At 69.6% G+C, this 17084-nt stretch carries 13 protein-coding genes; 7 read left to right on the top strand and 6 right to left on the bottom strand.

The features are described 5' to 3' along the window. Nucleotides 1–168: 168 nt before the first annotated feature. The 3 genes from M0R89_RS19145 to M0R89_RS19155 are packed head-to-tail and all read left to right on the top strand — an operon-like array spanning nt 169 to nt 3212. Complete coding sequence (locus tag M0R89_RS19145) at nt 169–1662, top strand: DUF58 domain-containing protein (protein WP_248652682.1); 1494 nt, start codon at nt 169–171, stop codon at nt 1660–1662. Nucleotide 1663: 1 nt separating this feature from the next. After that, nucleotides 1664–2152: a DUF8163 family membrane protein gene (locus M0R89_RS19150; protein WP_248652683.1), complete on the top strand. Its 489-nt coding sequence runs from the start codon at nt 1664–1666 to the stop codon at nt 2150–2152. Next, nucleotides 2145–3212, top strand: a complete 1068-nt coding sequence (locus tag M0R89_RS19155) for a DUF7982 domain-containing protein (RefSeq protein ID WP_248652684.1) — start codon at nt 2145–2147, stop codon at nt 3210–3212. The genes M0R89_RS19150 and M0R89_RS19155 overlap by 8 nt, the downstream gene beginning before the upstream one ends. Nucleotides 3213–3221: 9 nt before the next feature. Here the strand turns inward: M0R89_RS19155 and M0R89_RS19160 are convergent, their stop codons facing one another. From M0R89_RS19160 to M0R89_RS19170, 3 genes are all read right to left on the bottom strand, one after another. After that, nucleotides 3222–4226, bottom strand: a complete 1005-nt coding sequence (locus tag M0R89_RS19160; protein WP_248652685.1) for an AAA family ATPase — start codon at nt 4224–4226, stop codon at nt 3222–3224. Nucleotides 4227–4352: 126 nt separating this feature from the next. Next, nucleotides 4353–5495, bottom strand: coding sequence for a DUF4350 domain-containing protein (locus M0R89_RS19165; RefSeq protein ID WP_248652686.1), 1143 nt, complete (start codon nt 5493–5495; stop codon nt 4353–4355). 253 nt (nt 5496–5748) lie between these two features. Continuing rightward, nucleotides 5749–7206 (bottom strand): sulfatase family protein, encoded by a 1458-nt coding sequence (locus M0R89_RS19170; RefSeq protein ID WP_248652687.1) that lies wholly within the window; start codon nt 7204–7206, stop codon nt 5749–5751. A 116-nt stretch (nt 7207–7322) separates the two neighbouring features. On the opposite strand from M0R89_RS19170, the gene M0R89_RS19175 reads away from it, so the two are divergent. From M0R89_RS19175 to M0R89_RS19185, 3 genes are read left to right on the top strand one after another with little or no spacing between them, the layout of a single operon-like run. Continuing rightward, complete coding sequence (locus M0R89_RS19175) at nt 7323–8507, top strand: DUF1616 domain-containing protein (protein ID WP_248652688.1); 1185 nt, start codon at nt 7323–7325, stop codon at nt 8505–8507. After that, a complete protein-coding gene (locus tag M0R89_RS19180) occupies nt 8508–9938 on the top strand; it encodes a flippase (RefSeq protein ID WP_248652689.1) in 1431 nt (476 codons plus the stop codon). Next, a complete protein-coding gene (locus M0R89_RS19185; protein ID WP_248652690.1) occupies nt 9935–11797 on the top strand; it encodes a hypothetical protein in 1863 nt (620 codons plus the stop codon). Before M0R89_RS19180 ends, M0R89_RS19185 begins: the two co-directional genes overlap by 4 nt. On the opposite strand, the gene M0R89_RS19190 is transcribed toward M0R89_RS19185, so the two are convergent. After that, nucleotides 11798–12967: a glycosyltransferase gene (locus M0R89_RS19190; protein WP_248652691.1), complete on the bottom strand. Its 1170-nt coding sequence runs from the start codon at nt 12965–12967 to the stop codon at nt 11798–11800. 163 nt (nt 12968–13130) lie between these two features. Between M0R89_RS19190 and M0R89_RS19195 the strand changes: the two genes are divergently transcribed. Further along, on the top strand, nt 13131–14414 hold the full coding sequence (locus tag M0R89_RS19195) for a glycosyltransferase (protein WP_248652692.1): 1284 nt from the start codon (nt 13131–13133) through the stop codon (nt 14412–14414). On the opposite strand, the gene M0R89_RS19200 is transcribed toward M0R89_RS19195, so the two are convergent. Together M0R89_RS19200 and M0R89_RS19205 are read right to left on the bottom strand one after the other, a co-directional pair. After that, nucleotides 14392–15594, bottom strand: a complete 1203-nt coding sequence (locus M0R89_RS19200; RefSeq protein WP_248652693.1) for a glucosamine inositolphosphorylceramide transferase family protein — start codon at nt 15592–15594, stop codon at nt 14392–14394. The two genes, M0R89_RS19195 and M0R89_RS19200, sit on opposite strands and share 23 nt — an antisense overlap. After that, nucleotides 15594–16898 carry a carboxylate--amine ligase gene (locus M0R89_RS19205; RefSeq protein WP_248652694.1) on the bottom strand — a complete coding sequence of 435 codons (1305 nt, stop codon included), beginning with the start codon at nt 16896–16898 and terminating at the stop codon, nt 15594–15596. The genes M0R89_RS19200 and M0R89_RS19205 overlap by 1 nt, the downstream gene beginning before the upstream one ends. Between the last annotated feature and the right edge of the window lie 186 nt (nt 16899–17084).

Below are 17084 nucleotides of genomic sequence, written 5' to 3' on the forward strand. Positions count from 1 at the left end.
CAACTGATACTGCGGCGAGCGTAATACCTCTATTGGGGACCAATCGGCAATATTATGCTACTCGGTGGCACGCCAATCAGAGCGCGCCGACGGTAATGACAACCTGTTGGACTCTCGCCGCCCGGACGACCAACAGCTTGAACTACAGATACGTCGTGCGTTGGTCTGATGGGGGTTACTCGCGGGTATTGGGGAGAGTTCGGACTGGTCGTCGCGCTCACCGGAGCGGCCGCGCTGTTGGCGGAACCGCTCGTGCTGGTCGGCGCGGCGGGCGTCGGCGGGTGGCTGGTCGCGCGCCACTACGCGTTCGTCAGAGCGGTCTCGGACGCCGCCGCCTCGCTCGCCGTGACCCAGTCGCCCGAGCGAGAGCGACTCAGCGAGGACGACTCGGTGACGGTCGCGCTGGAAGCGACGCTCCCCGACCCCGCGCCGCTGGACCTCGACGTGCGCGCCGACGCGCCGGTCGGGGTCGAAGTGGACGACAGCGGAACCGGCGACTCCGACGACGACGGAACCGACAGCATCGCCGACGACGGACCGAGCGTGACCCTCCCGGCGGGCGAGCGCGAGGCGACCGCGGCGTTCGAGGCCCGCTGTCCGCTGGCGGGCGAGTTCCGGTTCGACCGGCCGACCGTGACGACGGCCGACGAGTCGGGGCGGTTCACCGCGCGCTTCGCGACGGGGGAACCGGCGACCGTGACGGTCGACGCACGCGGTCCCCGGGACCTCCACGTCGGCACCGGCGGCGACGCCATCGACACGCCCTACGGCGACCTCGACACCGGCGAACGCGGCGTCGGCCTCGACTTCGCGGAACTCCGGTCGTACGTCCCCGGCGACGCTGTCCGGAACATCGACTGGAAGGCGACCGCGCGCTTCGACGAGGCGTACGTCCGGACCTACGAGACCACCGCCGAGCGCCGCATCGCCCTGCTGGTCGACTGCCGGAGCGCGATGGCGACCGGGCCGGCGGGCGCGACCAAGTTCGACTACCTCCGGCGGTTCGCGCTCGGCATGGTGGAGTACGCCCGCCAGCGGAGCGAACCGCTCGGTCTCTACGCGGTCGGCGACGAGGGACTGATCGCCAACCGCGCGCCCGCCGCCGACGTGGAGTCCTACGCCGCGGCCGAGAGGCGACTCCGCGAACTCGCGCCGGGCGACGCCGCCGAGAGCGACCGGCGCGCTCCGAAGGACACTTCGCCCGCCATCGCACGCCAGCGCGCCCGCCGCCTGCAAGCCGACGACTCGGCGTACGCCGAGCGGCTGGAACCGTTCTTCGCCGCGGCCGACCCGTACGTCGAGCGCATCGAGGGCGACCCGCTCTACGGCGCGGTCCGATCCTCGCTCTCGCGGGTCTCGGGCGCCCTGACGACCGTCGTGCTGACCGACGACTCGAACCGGGCCCGGACCCGGGCGGCGGTCAGGGCGGCGGCGCGGGGTGACGGCACCGTCCTCGCGTTCCTGACGCCGACCATCCTCTTCGAGCGCGACGGCGGCGACCCGGAGGCGACCTACGAGCGCTACGCCGACTTCGAGCGGTTCCGCCGCGAACTGGCGAACGAGCGGGGCGTCGCGGCCTTCGAGGTCGCGCCCGGCGACGAACTGTCGAGGCTGCTGGCCGGCCACCGCGCGCGCCGCCGGGCGGCGGAGGCGGGTGACTGAGATGGCCGCCCGCACCGACTCGACCGCCGACCGGACTCGCCGCGCGGACCGAAGCCGTCTCGGCGGGGCCAGCGTCCTCGTCGTCGCGGGCGCGTTCGTCCTGTCGGCCGGCGCGCCGGGCATCGCGGCGGCCGCGGCGGTGCTGGCGGTCTGGTTCGCGCTCCCGGCGACCTACGCCTTCGCGCTCGGCAACGTCGCGCTCGCGGCGCTGGTCGGGAGCGGGGACGTCGTCCAACTCGCGGTCGCGGAGGCGGGTCTCCTCGGCGTCCTGCTCGCTCCGGCGGGCGCGCTCGACAGGCCGGGCCGCCCGGTCGCCATCGCGGTCGGCGGCGCGGCCGCCGGTGCGGCGCTCGCGTGGGCGGCCAGTCGGGGCGCGGTCGGCCTCTGGGTCGCCGGACTCGCAATCGTCGCGGCGACCGGACTCGGCGGCTACGGTCTGCATCGGTACCAACTCGTGGAACTCGACTCCGTAGGTGATGCCAGTGAGTAACGACGGGAGATTCGACCGAACCGACGACGCGCGCGAGGAATCGACCGACGGACGACCCGGCGACCTGCTCGGCCGGGCGAGAGACGACGCGGACGATGCCAACGGGAGCACCGCCGAGACCGACCTCGAAGAGCGCGCCGAAGACCTCGCGGCGCAGGTCGAACTCCTGTCCGAGGAGAACCAGCGCCTCCGCGAAGAATACGTCCGGGCCCGGCGGAGCGACTACCGCCGGACCGCCGCGGGACTGCTCGCGGTCGGACTGGTGGCGGTCGTCGGCGCGCTCGCGTTTCCGAGCGCCCGCGCCGTCCTGTTCGCGCTCGGGGGAACCGGCGTGTTCGGCGCGCTCCTGACCTACTACCTGACGCCCGAGCGGTTCATCGCGGCCGAGACCGGCGAGCGCGTCTACCGGGCCGTCGCGGCGACCGGCGCGGCGCTGGTCGGCGAACTCGGCCTGCGGGACGACCGGGTCTACGCGCCCGCGAGAGCGACCGGCGACGAGTTCTCGAACGTCAGACTCTTCGTGCCACAGCGCCGCGACTACGCGGTTCCGGACCCCGCGGAGTTGGACTCGCTGTTCGTCGTCACCGACGACGAGCGTGAACGCGGCGTCTCCGTGCCGCCGACCGGCGGGTCGCTCCACCGCGAGTTCGAGTCGGCCATGGCCGACGAACTCGCCGCAAGTCCGGTCGGGGTCGCCTCGCAACTGACCGACGCGCTGGTCGAGGGTCTGGAACTGGTCGAGCGTGCGGCCCCCGAGACCGACCCCGAGGAGGGCCGCCTCACCGTCGAGGTCTCCGAGAGCGCCTACGGCCCGCTCGACCGGTTCGACAACCCGGTGGTCTCGTTCCTCGCGGTCGGACTGGCCGACGCGCTCGACGCCCCGGTGGCGGTCGACGTGACCGAGACCGACGGTCGCGCCGACTACTTCGTGACCTGCGAGTGGGACCCCGAGGAGGCGCGAGTCGGCGAGTCCGAAGGCGCAGAAGACGCCCGAGAGTCGGCCGAGGAGACAGCGAGGACAGAGAATATCGAGAACGGCCGAGAGGGGACCGAGGAGTAACGCCGCCGGTTACGACCCGCCGGCGGTCGCGTCCGATTCGCCGGTCGCGTCTGCTTCGGGCGTCTCGTCGGCACTGCCCGGCGGTTCGACGCTCGCGAGCACGTCGTCGATTACGTCTTCGACCGTCACGTCGCTGAGTTCCGCCTCGGCGCTCAGGGTCAGGCGGTGTGCCAGCACGGGCCGGGCCAGCGCCTTCGCGTCGTCGGGTATCACGTAGTCGCGGCCGTGAATCGCGGTGCGGGCCTTGGTCGCGTGGAGGAACGAGAGCGCGGTCCGGGGCGACGCGCCGTATTCGAGGTCCGGCGTCTCGCGGGTCGCGCCCACCAAATCGAGCAGGTACTCCTTGACGGCGCGCTCGACGTGAACGTCCTCGACGGTCTCGCGGGCGTCCAGAATGTCCTCGGTGGAGACGACCGGCGACACGTCGTCGGGCCCGAGGTTGGGCGATTCGTCGAACCGGTCGAGCAGCGCCATCTCCTCGTCGGCGTCGGGCATCCCGACGGTGAACTTGAACTGGAAGCGGTCGCGCTGTGCGATGGGGAGTTCGTAGGTCCCCTCCATCTCGACGGGGTTCTGGGTGGCGACGACGAGGAAGGGTTCGGGCAGCGAGAGCGTCTCGCCCTCGATGGTGACCGCGCTCTCCTGCATCGCTTCGAGCAGGGCCGACTGGGTCTTGGGCGTCGCGCGGTTTATCTCGTCGGCCACGACGAGGTTGGTGAACACCGGGCCGCGCTGGAGGTCGAACTCGCCGGTCGCCTCCCGGTACACGTTCGTCCCGGTGATGTCGGCCGGCAGGATGTCGGGCGTCATCTGGATGCGGTTCGAGTCCATCCCCGTCGCCTCGGCGAACAGGAGCGCGATGGTCGTCTTGGCCACCCCCGGCACGCCCTCCAGCAGGACGTGGCCCCGCGTCAGCAGCGAGATGGTGAGTCCCTCCACGATGGTCTCGTTGCCGACCAGCACGGTTCCGATGCGGTCTCGCAGGTCCTCGTAGATAGCCGCCGGTTGGGTCATCGTCCACCCACACCACGCGGAGCCGGATAACTCGCGCGGTTAATTTCGGATTACCGAGCGCCTCACGTCCGCCCTCCGACTGGAGTAATCGCGGTTCCGGGTCGACTGCGGTTCCGGCGGTCCCGCTCACCCGTCTCGGCGGCGGTGGAGCGCGGCCGCGACTCGCTCGACGCGTTCGCGGTCCCACTCGGGATGCCGACGTTCGAGGTGGGCGGCCACCTCGCCCCGCGTCGGCCGGACGCCGACCCCCGAGTCGGGCGCGCCGTCGAGGTCCGAGTCGTGACGCCACGGCCGGGGGAACGCCACCTTCGCCGACGCGAGCAGGTCGGGGCGGCGCGACCAGACCCCGAGAACCCCCACCGCCGCCGCGCCCGCGGCGAGCGTTAGCCACGCCGAGTCGCGGACGACGAGGAGTGCGACCACCAGCGGCGGCAGGCCCGCGGTGTGAGAGTAGTCGAGCAGCACTCGGTCGTGGCCCGACAGCAGCGACGCGACGAACGCCCGGTTTCGCCCCTCCTCTACCATCGCGTCGATGAAGACCGACGAGTCAGAGACCACGACGACTCGGCCCGCGCCGAGGCGCTCGGCGGTCACGACCGGCGCGGACGTGAGGTTCTCGGTTGACCCGAGTTTCCCGTTCCGGTCGGTGTCGAGGTAGGCGTACCCCGAGGTGTTGTAGACGACCGTCGCGCCGTTCGGTTCGACCGCGGTGCCGTAGTTCAGCGTCACCGAGTCCGCGCCGGTCGTCCCCCGAATCGGCGCGCGGCCGGGGGCGCCCGGACCGCCCGCGCTCCCCGGACTCAGCGAGGCGTTCGGGACCCGCGAGGCCACCGGCATCGCCGGGGTGCGGTAGTTCGACCGGGGGTCCCGGAGCGGCCGGCCGTCGAGGCGCGCCTTCGTTCCCAGCACCCGGAGCAGTTCGTTCGTGTGCGGGCCGAAGTCGCCCGCCACGACCAGCGTGCCGCCGTTCCTGACGAACCTGCTCACTTCGAGGAGTTCCGACGACGAGTACTCGGAGTCGGGCGACAGGACGAACGCCACGGTCCCCCTCGGGGACACCGAGTCGTACGCGCCGGTCCCGCGCGCGACGACGACCTCTCCCCGCTCGCTCGCCATCGACCGGAGGTCGCTCGCGCCGTCCCAGTCGGCGTTGTAGGGACTGAGCGCGGCCGACGAGGAACTCCCGGCCAGCACCGCGACGACGAGGACCGAAACTACGAGCGCCGCGAGGACCATCCGTGGAATCGAGACGTCGAAGTCCCGCGCCACGGTCAGGCCTCCCGGAGCGTGAAACGAGTTCGGTCAGTGGCTCTCCGGCCGGAGCGAGGTTGGACACAAGCGGCGCTGTCGGGGCGAGTCGAAGCGGAGTCGGTGCGGTCGGCGCGACTGCAGTCGCACCGACCGCGTTCGAGACGGGACGAGACGCGGGTGTCCATCGTAGCGCCGGAGCTACGCCGTCGGTCGTATAGAATCGTTCGGCGTAAGCCGTGCTTAACCGGCGCGTCGGGACGCTCGCGGACGCTCAGAGGTATCCCAGTTCCTCCAACTGCCGTTTCGTGCCCGCCTCGATGTCGGTCGCGTCGCCCGACCGGTATTCGAGCGGCCCGAGTTCGGCGGTCGCTCGCTCCCGGAGTCGGTCGGCCGTCTCGGGGCGGTCGGCCGCGAGATTCCGGGACTCCGCGGGGTCGTCGGTCAGGTCGTACAGTTCCTCGGTGCCGTCGCTCCCCTCGACGTACTTCCACTCCGGCGTCCGGACCGCCCGCAGCGCCCGGTCGAATCGAGAGATATCCCGGGGAACCTCGTCGTACCGGTCGCGGACCGCCTCGATTTCGGGTTGGGGGTGCAGGTACTCGCTGACCGCGTACTCCCTGTCGGAGCCGATTTCGTCGCCGTCCGCGAGGACGTTGCCCGACGTCGCCGCGTCGAGTTCCGACGGGTCGCCCCCGGCCAGCGAGAGGACCGTCGGGTAGAGGTCCCGGAGTTCGACGGGGTCCTCGCAGGTCGTCGCCCGGTCCCCGCCGGGCAGACTCATCACCAGCGGAACGTGAACCAGCGTGTCGTAGAGGCAGTACTGGTGGTCCATCAGGCCGTGGTCGCCGATGTTCTCGCCGTGGTCGCCGACGATAACGACCGCGGTGTCGTCGAGTTCCCCGGCGTCGGCGAGGAAGTCCAGCAGGCCCCCGAGGCGATGGTCGAGGTAACGCAGTTCCGCCTTGTAGAGTCCCTCCAGAATCTCGAACTCCTCGGCGGTGCGCTCGTCCGCGCCGGTGATGTGGGCCCACGCGTCCTGATTTATCGTCTCGACGCGCGCAATCTGCTCGTCGGTCAGGAACCTGCGCTGGAACCGCTCGGGCGGGTCGTACGCCAAGTGCGGTTCCATGAAGTTGGCGAACGCGAAGAACGGCCGGTCGCCGTCGCGGTTGCGGAACCACCGCTTCATCCGGCGGACGGTCCGGCGCGCGCCCGAGTCGTAGCCCTCCCGGAGGAACTGCATGTAGAGCGCGTTCGCGACGGTCTGAGGACCGGTCGGCGAGAGCAGTTCCGAGGCCAGTTCCCGGAGTTGGTCGCGCCGGTCCTCCATCTTGGCGATGGACGCGAGGTCGGCCCCCTCCGAGAACAGTTTCCAGCACGGCGAGAACTCCTCGAACCCGTCGAAGCCGAAACTCGGCGAAATCCACGGATTGTTCGAGAACGCCGCAGTCTGATAGCCCATGCGCCCGAGGCGGGCGGGCAGCGAGCGGCGACCGGCCGTGAACGCCTTCGTGCCGGCGTGTGCGCCGTGGTCCGAGGTGCGCTGGCCGGTGAACATCGAGGCGTGGGAGGGGAGCGTCCACGGTCCGTTCGCGGTGGCGTTCGCGAACCGGACCCCCGAGTCCGCGAAGTCGGTCAACCGCGGCGCTACCTCGTCGGCGTCGTCGCCGAACACCGTCCGCGCTCTGGCGGTGTCGAGTACGACGAACAACACGTTGGGACCACGCATCGTAGCCAGTGTCGGCAGTCCTCCTCATATCTCTGACGGTCGCTCGGGCGATAATTGACCGATTTCTCCGCGTTACGGCCTGACCACTTTTGTGGGAGAACGTCGAACCCACGGCGATGAGTAGACGCCCGGAGTTCGCCCGACGAGTCGGACGGCTACCGCTCGACCTCGCGGCGGTGGCGGCGCTCGACGCGGTGGCGGCGGCGGCGCTGTTCGTCCCGGCCGTCCGGACGACCCCGATTCGGGTCGTCGTCGGCCTCCCGTTCCTGCTCGTTCTGCCGGGGTACGCGCTGGTCGCGGCGCTGTTCCCCGAGAACCGGTTCGCGCTCTCGACCGACCGGACCGGCGGGGGCGCGCCCGGCGACCCCGGGGTCTTCCTGCGCCACGAGTTGGACGGCATCGAGCGACTGGGGCTGTCGGTCGGAGCGAGCATCGTCGTCGTCGCGTCGATAGCGCTCGGACTCGACCGGTCGGCGGTGGGTCTCGGGACCACCTCGCTCGTCCTGTCGGTCGGCGCGTTCACGCTCGGCGTCGCGCTCCTCGCGGTCCGTCGGCGCGAGCGACTGCCCGAAGACGAACGGTTCGGGCGCGCTCTCGGCGCTCGACTCGGCTCCGTGCGCGGCGAACTCCTCAGTCCGGACACGCGAGCGGACGCCGCGCTCAACGTGGTGATGGCGGTGAGCCTGCTCCTCGCGGCCGGGGGCACGGCCTACGCGCTCACCGCCGGGTCCGGCGGCGAGGGCGACACCGAACTGTACCTGCTGTCGGAGAACGAGGACGGCGAACTCGTCGCCGACAGCTATCCGAACACGGTCGCCGAGGCGAGGCGGAGTCCGCTGGTCGTCGGCCTGCAGAACAACGAGGGCGAACCGACGAAGTACACCGTGGTCGCGGAACTCCACCGGGTGGCGGGACCGCCCAACGCGACCCGAATCGTCGCGGAGCGAGAACTCGCCCGGTACGGCGTTCGCGTTGCTCCCGGCGAGTCGTGGCAGACGCGCCACGTCCCCCGGGTGCAGATGCGCGGCGACCGACTCCGACTCGTCTACCTGCTCTACCGCGGTACCCCGCCGTCCGACCCGAGCGTCCGGAACGCGGACCGCGAGGTCCACCTCTGGCTGAACGGGACGGCGGCAGCGAGCGGAACGACGACGGCGGCGAGCGGAGCGACGACAGCAGGAAACGGAACGACGACAGCAGGAAACGGAACGGCGGCAACCAGAGACGGAACGGCGGTGACGGGAGACGGAACGACGGCCCCGAACCGTGACGGCTTCGACCGACTCGGGAGGTGGTCGTGAGTGGACATCGCCCGCTCGACGCTGAAGCTCTACGTCGCCCAACTCGGGAGCGCGGCGCTCGTGGCGGGCGGTCTCGTGTTCTTCTCCCGGGAACTGGGGGCCGCGACGATGGGGGTGTTCTTCCTCTTTCAGGCGGTGCTGGAGATGCTGATGATTCCCGCCGACTTCGGCGTCCGCGGGGCCGTCGAGAAGCGAATCAGCGAGGGCGAGAGTCCGCCCGACATCTTCAGCACCGGCCTGCTTCTGAAGGCGGGTCTCGCGGCGTTCGCCGTCGCGGGCATCCTCGTGTTCCGGGGGCGACTCAACGAGTACATCGGCGCGGAGTTGGCGCTCTACCTCGCGGTCGCAGTCGTCCTCCGGGAGTTCTCGTGGCTGATGATGCGGGTGCTGAAGGGCGAACTCCGAGTCGAGGAGACCGCGACCCTGAAGTTCGTCCAGAAGGCCGTCTGGATAGTTGGCGGCGGCGCGCTGGTCTACCTCGGGTGGGAGGTCGAAGGGCTGGTCTACGGCCTCATCGGCGGCTTCGCGGCCGTCCTCGTCTGGGGGACGTGGAAGGTCTCGACGCCGCTCGGCAGACCCTCCCGCGAGCGGGCCCGGTCGCTGGTGGACTACTCGAAGTACAACGTCGTCACGTCGGTGCAGGGCTACGTCGGTAACTGGCTCGACGTGGTGTTCATCGGCTTCTTCCTGAGCCAGACCCACGTCGGGGCCTACGAGGTGTCGTGGCGGGTGACGACGTTCGTCCTCCTGCTCAGCAAGGCCATCGCCCAGAGCATCTTCCCCCAGATAAGCGAGTGGAGCGGCGAGGACGCGACCGGGCGCATCGAGCGTCTCATCACCTCGGTCATCACGCCGTCGGTGTTCCTGCTGATTCCGGCGCTGGTCGGGACCGCCCTGCTCGCCCGACCGATTCTGGAACTGGTGTTCGGCGCGGAGTTCGGCATCGCCAGCGTCTCGTTCGTCATCCTGATGGGGTTCACGCTGATTCGGGGCTTCGGCGTCGTCTTCGGCCGGGCGCTCGGCGCGATAGACGAGATGCGACTCGCGGCCATCTCCGGGGTCGCCGCGACCACGAGTAACGTCCTCCTGAACGCGGTGCTGGTCTTCCAGTTCGGTCTCGTCGGCGCGGCGACGGCGACGTTAATCTCGTCGGTGGTGGGGACCGGTCTCGACGTGCGATTCCTCTCCCAACACATCGACCTCGAACTCCCGGTCACCGAACTGAAGTACTGCGCCGTCTCGGCGGGCGTGATGGGCGTCGTCGTCTACCTCGCGCGGTCGAGCATCGGCGTCGGGACCCTCTGGAAACTGGGCGCGGTCATCGCGCTGGGCGGCGCGACGTACGGGGCCGCGGTCTTGGCGTTCCGACCGCTCCGGACGCGGGTCCTCGGGACGCTTCCCGTCGGGCGACTCCGGAGGTGGTCGCCGTGAGTTGGCTCCCGTCGGACTGGACGGGGCGGACCGCCGGCGGCGAGACGGACAGCGGAGGCGAGACGGACAGCGCGGCCGAGACCGGTCGCGGCGTCCTGACGAGAGCGAACGCGGTCAAGGTAGCGGTGATACTCGGGTCGCTCTGCGCGCTGAACGCGGTCTACCTCTGGTCGTACCGCGGCGCGCTCTCGGGGTTCACGTTCGCGCGCCTCGGCGTCCTCAGCACGTACGTCCGCAACGACCTCTTCCTGCTGGAGGCGACCCCGTCGTTCCCGTTCGGCGCGTACTACCTCCGGTCGCTCCAGGCCGTCGTCGGCGGGAGTCTGGTGGACGTACTCTACCTCCCGATAATCCCGCTCCTGAGTCCGCTGTTCGTCTACCCGTTCGTCCGCCTGTTCTTCGACGACCGGACCGTGGCGATGCTGGCGTCGCTCCCGGTGTACCTGCTGGTGTTCGCCGACAGCTACCACTTCCGGGCCTACGAGATGGGAAAGCTGTTCTTCCTGCTGTTCGTCTTCGCGACGGCGCTGTTCCTCAACGACTTCGAGGAGTACCGCTACCGGTTCGGCTTCCTCTCGCTGCTGTTTTTCGGCGGGGTGAAGTTCTTCGCGCCGCCGATGGAGGTGTGGGCGGTCACGTGGGTCGGGATCGTGACGGCGCTGGCGCTGTTCCGGCGGTTCTACCACGGCGAACTGACCGTCACCCGGCGGATGGTCGCCCGACTCGTCGCCCTCGAACTCACCTTCGTCGTCCTGCTGTTCTCGTACAACAACAAGTTCTACAACCAACTGCTCGGGATGGACTTCCCGCTGTCCGGCGCGAACCTCATCTACTCGGTGTTCGCGCTCGCCTCGGTGCTGATGGCCGACCCCGTGACCGTCCAGAGCCAGTACGTCGTGGTCGAGGAGTCGCCGCGCCTGCTCCAGATGGTGAACATACTGACGTTCGGGCTGATAGCCCTCGCCTGCGCGCTGGTCCCGCTCACTCGACTGATTCGCTCCGGGCCGTCGTTCGTCTTCCGGAACGCGCGGGAACTGCTCGCCATCTCGCTGATGGCGGCGTACACCGAAGAGCTACTGCTCTACTCGATGGTCGGGTCGGGCGTCCAGTTGCGGTACGTCGAACTGGTCTTCCCGGTGGTGGCGCTGTACTACTACGCCGACGTGTCGGTCCGCGACGCCCTGCCGGTGGTCTCGCTCCGGAAGGCGATGCCCGTCGTCCTCGGCGTCCTGCTGGTGACGAGTTCGTTCGCGCTCGGCTACGAGTACGCCAACGAGACCCAGCGCCAGTACGTGAACGAGGAGGCCGCGAACGGGCTGGTGGAGTGGCTCTACGAGTACCAGACCGGCGAGGAGGTCACGACCGACTTCCAGACGTTCGGTTCCATCGTCGCCCACTCCGGGATGCAGTTCGGCGAACCGTACTTCACGAACCTCGGGCGAATCGACCCCGAGACCTACGCGAAGTTAGACGACGCCGACACCAGCGACAGCTACAGCATGAACTACTTCGTCCTCAACGTGAAGTCCATCGACCAACCGGTCATGCGCGGACCACCGACGTGGACGAACTTCGAACCGCTGGCTGGCTACACCGACGCGATAGCGACCGAACAGTCGCTCGACAAGGTGTACGCCAGCGAGACGTTCCGGGTCTACAAGCCCGACCCGGCGACCCGAGCGGCGAACGGGACGGAAGGCGGAACCGCGACCGAAGCGGGAGGCGCGGCGAACCGAACCGGAGGCGGAGCGACGAACGGAACTGAAAGTGGAGCGACGAACACGACAGAAGGCGGAACGGCGAACGCCTCGGCCCGGCCGCCCCCGAACTCGGGGAGCGCGCCCGACCGCCGGGGGTAGCTACAGCACTTCCTCGGCCAGATACGTCTCGAAGTTCTCGACGTACCGCTCTTGACTGAACTGCTCGACGACCGTCCGGCGCGCGTTCCGACCCATGCGGGCGCGGCGGTCCGAGTCGGAGCCGAGTCGTTCGAGCGCGTCGGCGAGTTCGTCGGTCGAACCCTTCGGGACGATAAATCCGTTCTCGCCGTGGGCGACGAGTTCCCGGGTGCCGCCCGCGGGCGTCGCCACCACCGGGACGCCGAGCGCGAACGCCTCCATGATGCTCCGGGGAAGCCCCTCGTTGTACGACGGCAGGACGAAGAGGTCGATTTCCGCGAGCAGGGAGGGCACGTCGTCGCACCACCCGAGGAAGGTGGTCCGGTCCTCGATGCCCGCGTCAGCGACGCGCCGACGGAGCGACTCCGCGTAGTCGCTGCCGTGCTTGTACGCCTCGTCGGACGCCTCGCCAGCGAAGACGAGTTCGAAGTCGCCCAGCGAGTCGGCGACCGCTCCGACCGCGTCCACGAGGTGGTGTTGGCCCTTTCGAGGCTGAATCGTCGCCACCTCGGCGATTATCGGCCCGTCGCGGTCGGCGAACGGGAAGTCCGGAGCGTCGCGGTCGTCGGCGCTCGTCGCCGAGAACTCGTCCAAATCGACGCCGGTGTAGATGGTCGTCGCCTTCCCGTCGCGGGTCAGCGGCCCGTCGAACCGGGTCTTGGTCCCGTCCGAGATGGTGATGACGTGGTCGGCGAGGCGGTGCGCGAGCGTGTCGAGGACGGAAATCGGCGTGTCGATGCGGACGTACCAGACGACGGGAATCCCCAGAAGCTTCGCCGCCGGGCCGAAGAGGACGACCGCTTTCAGACTGTTGCAGTAGACGGCGTCGTAGTCGCGCTCCCGGAGGTAGCGCACGATTTTGCGCGGGTACCCCGTCACGCCCGCGGCGGTGGACAGCAGCGACGCGGGGTGGGTGTCGAGCAGTTCGTCGCCCGACCGGTCGAGTTCGTCGGGGAGGCCCACTACGTCCACCGATACGCCGCGCTCGCGGGCCTCGGTAGCGAGCGCTCCCTCGCTCGGGACGACCAGCGTCGCGTCGAACGAGTCGGTGTCGGTCAACAGCGGGAGCATCGACTGCTGGGCCCCCGTCACGCTCTCGTAATACGGCTCTACGAAGGCGACCTGCGTCACAGGCCAAAGAAAGCGAGAGGCGCACTTAGTAATGGCCTCCGTATCGACTCGCCGAGCGAGCGCGCGCCGGGCGCGAGACGGGAAACGGGAGCGAAACGGACGAAACCCCTTTCCGGCGACGCGTCGTCGTCGGTGACGAGACATCGTGCAGGGCCGGATTCGCGTGTGTCACGTACTCAACGCGCTGGGGGACGGCGGGGTGCAGAACCTGCTGTTGAACATGGTAGAGCGTTCCGAGAGCAACGTCGAGCATTCCATTAGCTATCTGAACGAGTTGGAGACCTCGCTCGAACCGGCGTTTCGGGCGAGGGGCGTCCGGACGACCGACGCGAGTCCGGGCGGCCAGTTCGACCCGCGGGCGATCCCCGCGCTGGCGCGTCACGCCCGGGAGAACGACGTGGACGTGCTCCACGCCCACCTGCCGTGGCAACAGGTCGTCGCCAGACTCGCGAGTCTGGCGACCGACGCGGTCGTGGTCAGCACCCACCACAACCTCGGCGACAACACCCACCCGGCGGTCGCCACCGCCGAGCGAGCGACCAGACCGCTCGACGCGGCGACGGTCGCGGTGTCGGAGGCGGTCCGCGACCGGCACGCCGGGCGGTGGCTTCCGGGCGAGGACGGATGGCGCGTCGTCCACAACGGCATCGACGTGCCCGGATTCCGCGAGGAGGTCCGGTCGCGACGCGTCGACGGCGAGGTCCGCGACTCAGCGTCGGCCGCGCCGCGCGACACGGACGAGACGGTGGCCGACGGCGGTGCGGACGAACGAGATTCGGGCGGCGACGCTGACGAGCGAACTTCGGACGCCGACGAGCGGAGTCTGAGCGGCAACGAGCAGAATCCGACCGGCGACGAGCGAAACCCGGCCGACGACGCGGCGGACGAGGGAGGAACCACGTTCCTCCACGTCGGCCGGTACATCCCCGGCAAGTCCCAGATAGACCTGCTCCACGCGATGGCGCGCGTCGTCGAGGACCACCCCGACTCGCACCTCTACCTCGTCGGGTGGGGCGACCTCGAAGCGTCGCTGCGGGACGCTGCCGACCGCCTCGGCGTCGGGGCGAACGTCTCGGTCACGGGGTATCAGAGCGACGTGGAGGCCTACTACGCGATGGCCGACGCCTTCGTGTCGAGTTCGCTCTCGGAGGGGTTCCCGATAACCTACATCGAGGCGATGGCCGCGGAGTTGCCCGTGGTCTCGACGGCGTTCGGCGGGGCCGCCGACATCGTGGCCGACAGCGAGACCGGGTTCGTCGTGCCGACCCGCGACAGGGAGGGTCTCGCCGAGGCGATGCTGGCGCTGGAGTCGCCCGAGACGCGCCGCGAGATGGGGCGGGCGGGGTACGAGCGCGCGGCCGACCTGTTCGACGTGGGCCGCACCGCGGCGGAGTACCGCCGGATTTACCGGGAGAGCCTCGGCGCTACCGCTGGAACTCCGGACTGAGCGTGTTCCGCTCCTCGCGGGCGTCGGCGGGGCGAGAGGCCGACGCGACGCTCTCGTACATCCCGATTGACCAGTTGTGGCCGAAGACGCCCCGGCCCCAGTCGATGTTGCCGTCCACCGCGCACCGCCACGTCGTGCCGTCGAACCACGGGTCGACGTGGTGCATCTTCCCCGAGTTCCACCCGACCGACGAGTCGCTGGCCCGAATCGTCGGCGACGAGTCGAGTTCCGCGTCCGCGTAGCTCTCCGGCGTGAGGTCCGTGATTTCGAAGGTCCGGACCTGCTCGCCGTAGCCCGCGATACACTGCTGGAGGAACAGCAGGACTCGGTTCTCGCGCACGATTGGTCGGCCCGCGGGCCGGGCCGCGCGCGGCCGGTCCTCGACGACGGGGTTGTCGGCGTGAGGTTGCCAGTCGTCGGACCGGAGTCGCGGCGAGTGGTAGGCGTACAGGTCGCGCTCGTCGCCCGCGACGGCCCACCAGCGACCGCCCCACCGGAAGACGACGGTGTCGCTCACGGGGGAGTCGGGCGACAGTATCGTCGCCGCCTCGGTCCAGTCGTAGGGGAAGTTTTGGGCCTCGTAGAGTCGAATCTCGGCGGTCCCCGACGACTTGTCCCACGGGTCGGGCAGGAGGTAGTGGGTCCCCTCCCACGCGAACACGTACGGGAACGAGAGGTGGGCGTCGGTCCGCAACACGACGCGGTCGTACTCCCACGACGACCCGCCGTCGGGACTGGTCGCGTGCCCGATGACGGCCGTCGGGTCGGCGTCCTGATTGAAGATTTCGAAGAACATGTGCCACTCGCCCGACGCGGTGACGAACAGGAACGGGTCGGCCACGCCGCCGACGCGCCCGTAGTCGGTCACGTCGCGGGCGGTCAGGACGGGGTTGGCCGCGTCGGGCGACGGCCGGAGGGCTATCGGGTCGAAGGGAGCGTCGCGGTACGGATACGTCGGAATCGTCTCGCCGGTGTAGCACCGCCGAGCGGACGGGTCCGTCTGCCGGTCGTCGGCCGACGACCGACTCGAACCCGAGCCACCGACTACCCGCGGGACCGTGTGGTGGAGCGTCTTGCCGACCCGCCAGCTCAGCTGACGGACCACCGGGACGTTGCCGAGTCGCGCCCGGAGGGAATGGACGACCTCGTCGCGGAGTTCGGAGGGCGAGTTCCGTTTCATCACTCGAAGTCGGGTTCGTTCACTTCCAGCCGCGAGCGCTGGGGCGGTTCGGTCGGCACCGACGCCGGGTCGTCCTCGTCGGCGGAACCGACGAGTCGGTCCGACAGCCCAGCGATTCGGTTCGACGCGTACCGGGCGAACGGCAGGGGGTCGGTCGGGTCGAGGTAGTCGAAGCGGGGGTGGCGGACCAGCGAGGTCAGCACGTCCGCCGCCGTCCTCGCGAACGACGGACGCTCGACGAGCGCGGTGTCGTCGGCGAGGATGCTCAGCAGGTGGCTGGCCTCCCCGCTCAGCAGGTGACCCGCCGTGCCCACCTCGTAGTCGCACTCGATGCGGTCGCGGTCCCCGTTCGCCAGCAGCCACGCGTAGTACGGGAAGTCCGCGCCCGCCTGCACGGTGAACGGGAGCGACGACCAGAACCGCGGGTTTATCTCCATGAGTTCGAAGTCGCCGGTGTCGGGGTCGCGGAGGAACTCGACCATCGCCACGCCGTGCCAGTCGAGGTGGTCGAGCAGTCGCGTGCCGAGTCGCTCCAGTTCCGGAATCTCGACCGACCGCCGGAACGCGCTCGCGCCGCCGCTGTAGTGGACGCCCCGAATCTGGCGGTGCTGGAAGGTGGCGACCGCCTCGCCCTCGTCGTAGAGCGCGAAGAAGCCGTACTCGTCGGTCGAGCGCAGGTACTCCTGCACGATGGGCACGTGGTGCATGTCGGCCACGGCCCGGTCGGCGTCCGGACGCTCGCCCGCCGGGAGGTAGCGCGTCGTCGGCGGACGGGCGAGTCCGCGGGACTCACCCGCCCCGTGCGCGCCGCTGTCGGTCGGCAACACCGAGTATCGACCCTTCATTATCCACGGCCGCGACCAGTCCGAGCACTCGGTCAGCAGGTGGGTCTCCGGCGAGGGCACGCCGACCTTTCGGGCGGCGTCGTAGAGCCGAATCCGGTCCTGGACCGTTCGCAGCGTCTCGAACTCCGGCCACGGCGTGCCGACGTGGTCGGCGAACTCGTCGCGGTACTTCGAGAGGAGATACACGTCCTTCTCTCGGACCGGAAGGACGGTCCGAACGTCGGACCGGCGCGCGAGGCCGAGTAACGCCTCCTTGTACGCCGTGGCGTCCCGGGACGGCGACGGCACGACGACCGACTCGTCGCAGTACCGCGACCGGAACGCCTCGGCGGACTCGTCCTCCGAGACCAGTATCGTTTTGAAACCGCGGCGACCCAGCGACCGTGCGCAAGCGAGTGAACTCGGATGCGTTATCGCAGGCACGACGACCCCGTCCCCCGCTCCACCTTTCGCAGACATGTCGTTATTACAAACGCTACGGTAGGTTTTCTTAAAGAAGTTGCTCCCGTTGACGCGGCTCCGGCACGTTATTGTATCCGTACGCCCCCGAAATTTCATTCGTTTGCCACCTCGTATCCGCCTCCGAGGCGCCGCGAGTCGGTCGGACGAGGCCAATGCGCGAGTCGCGGACCGACCAACCGCCGA

The organism is Halorussus limi, assembly GCF_023238205.1.
Lineage (GTDB): Archaea > Halobacteriota > Halobacteria > Halobacteriales > Haladaptataceae > Halorussus > Halorussus limi.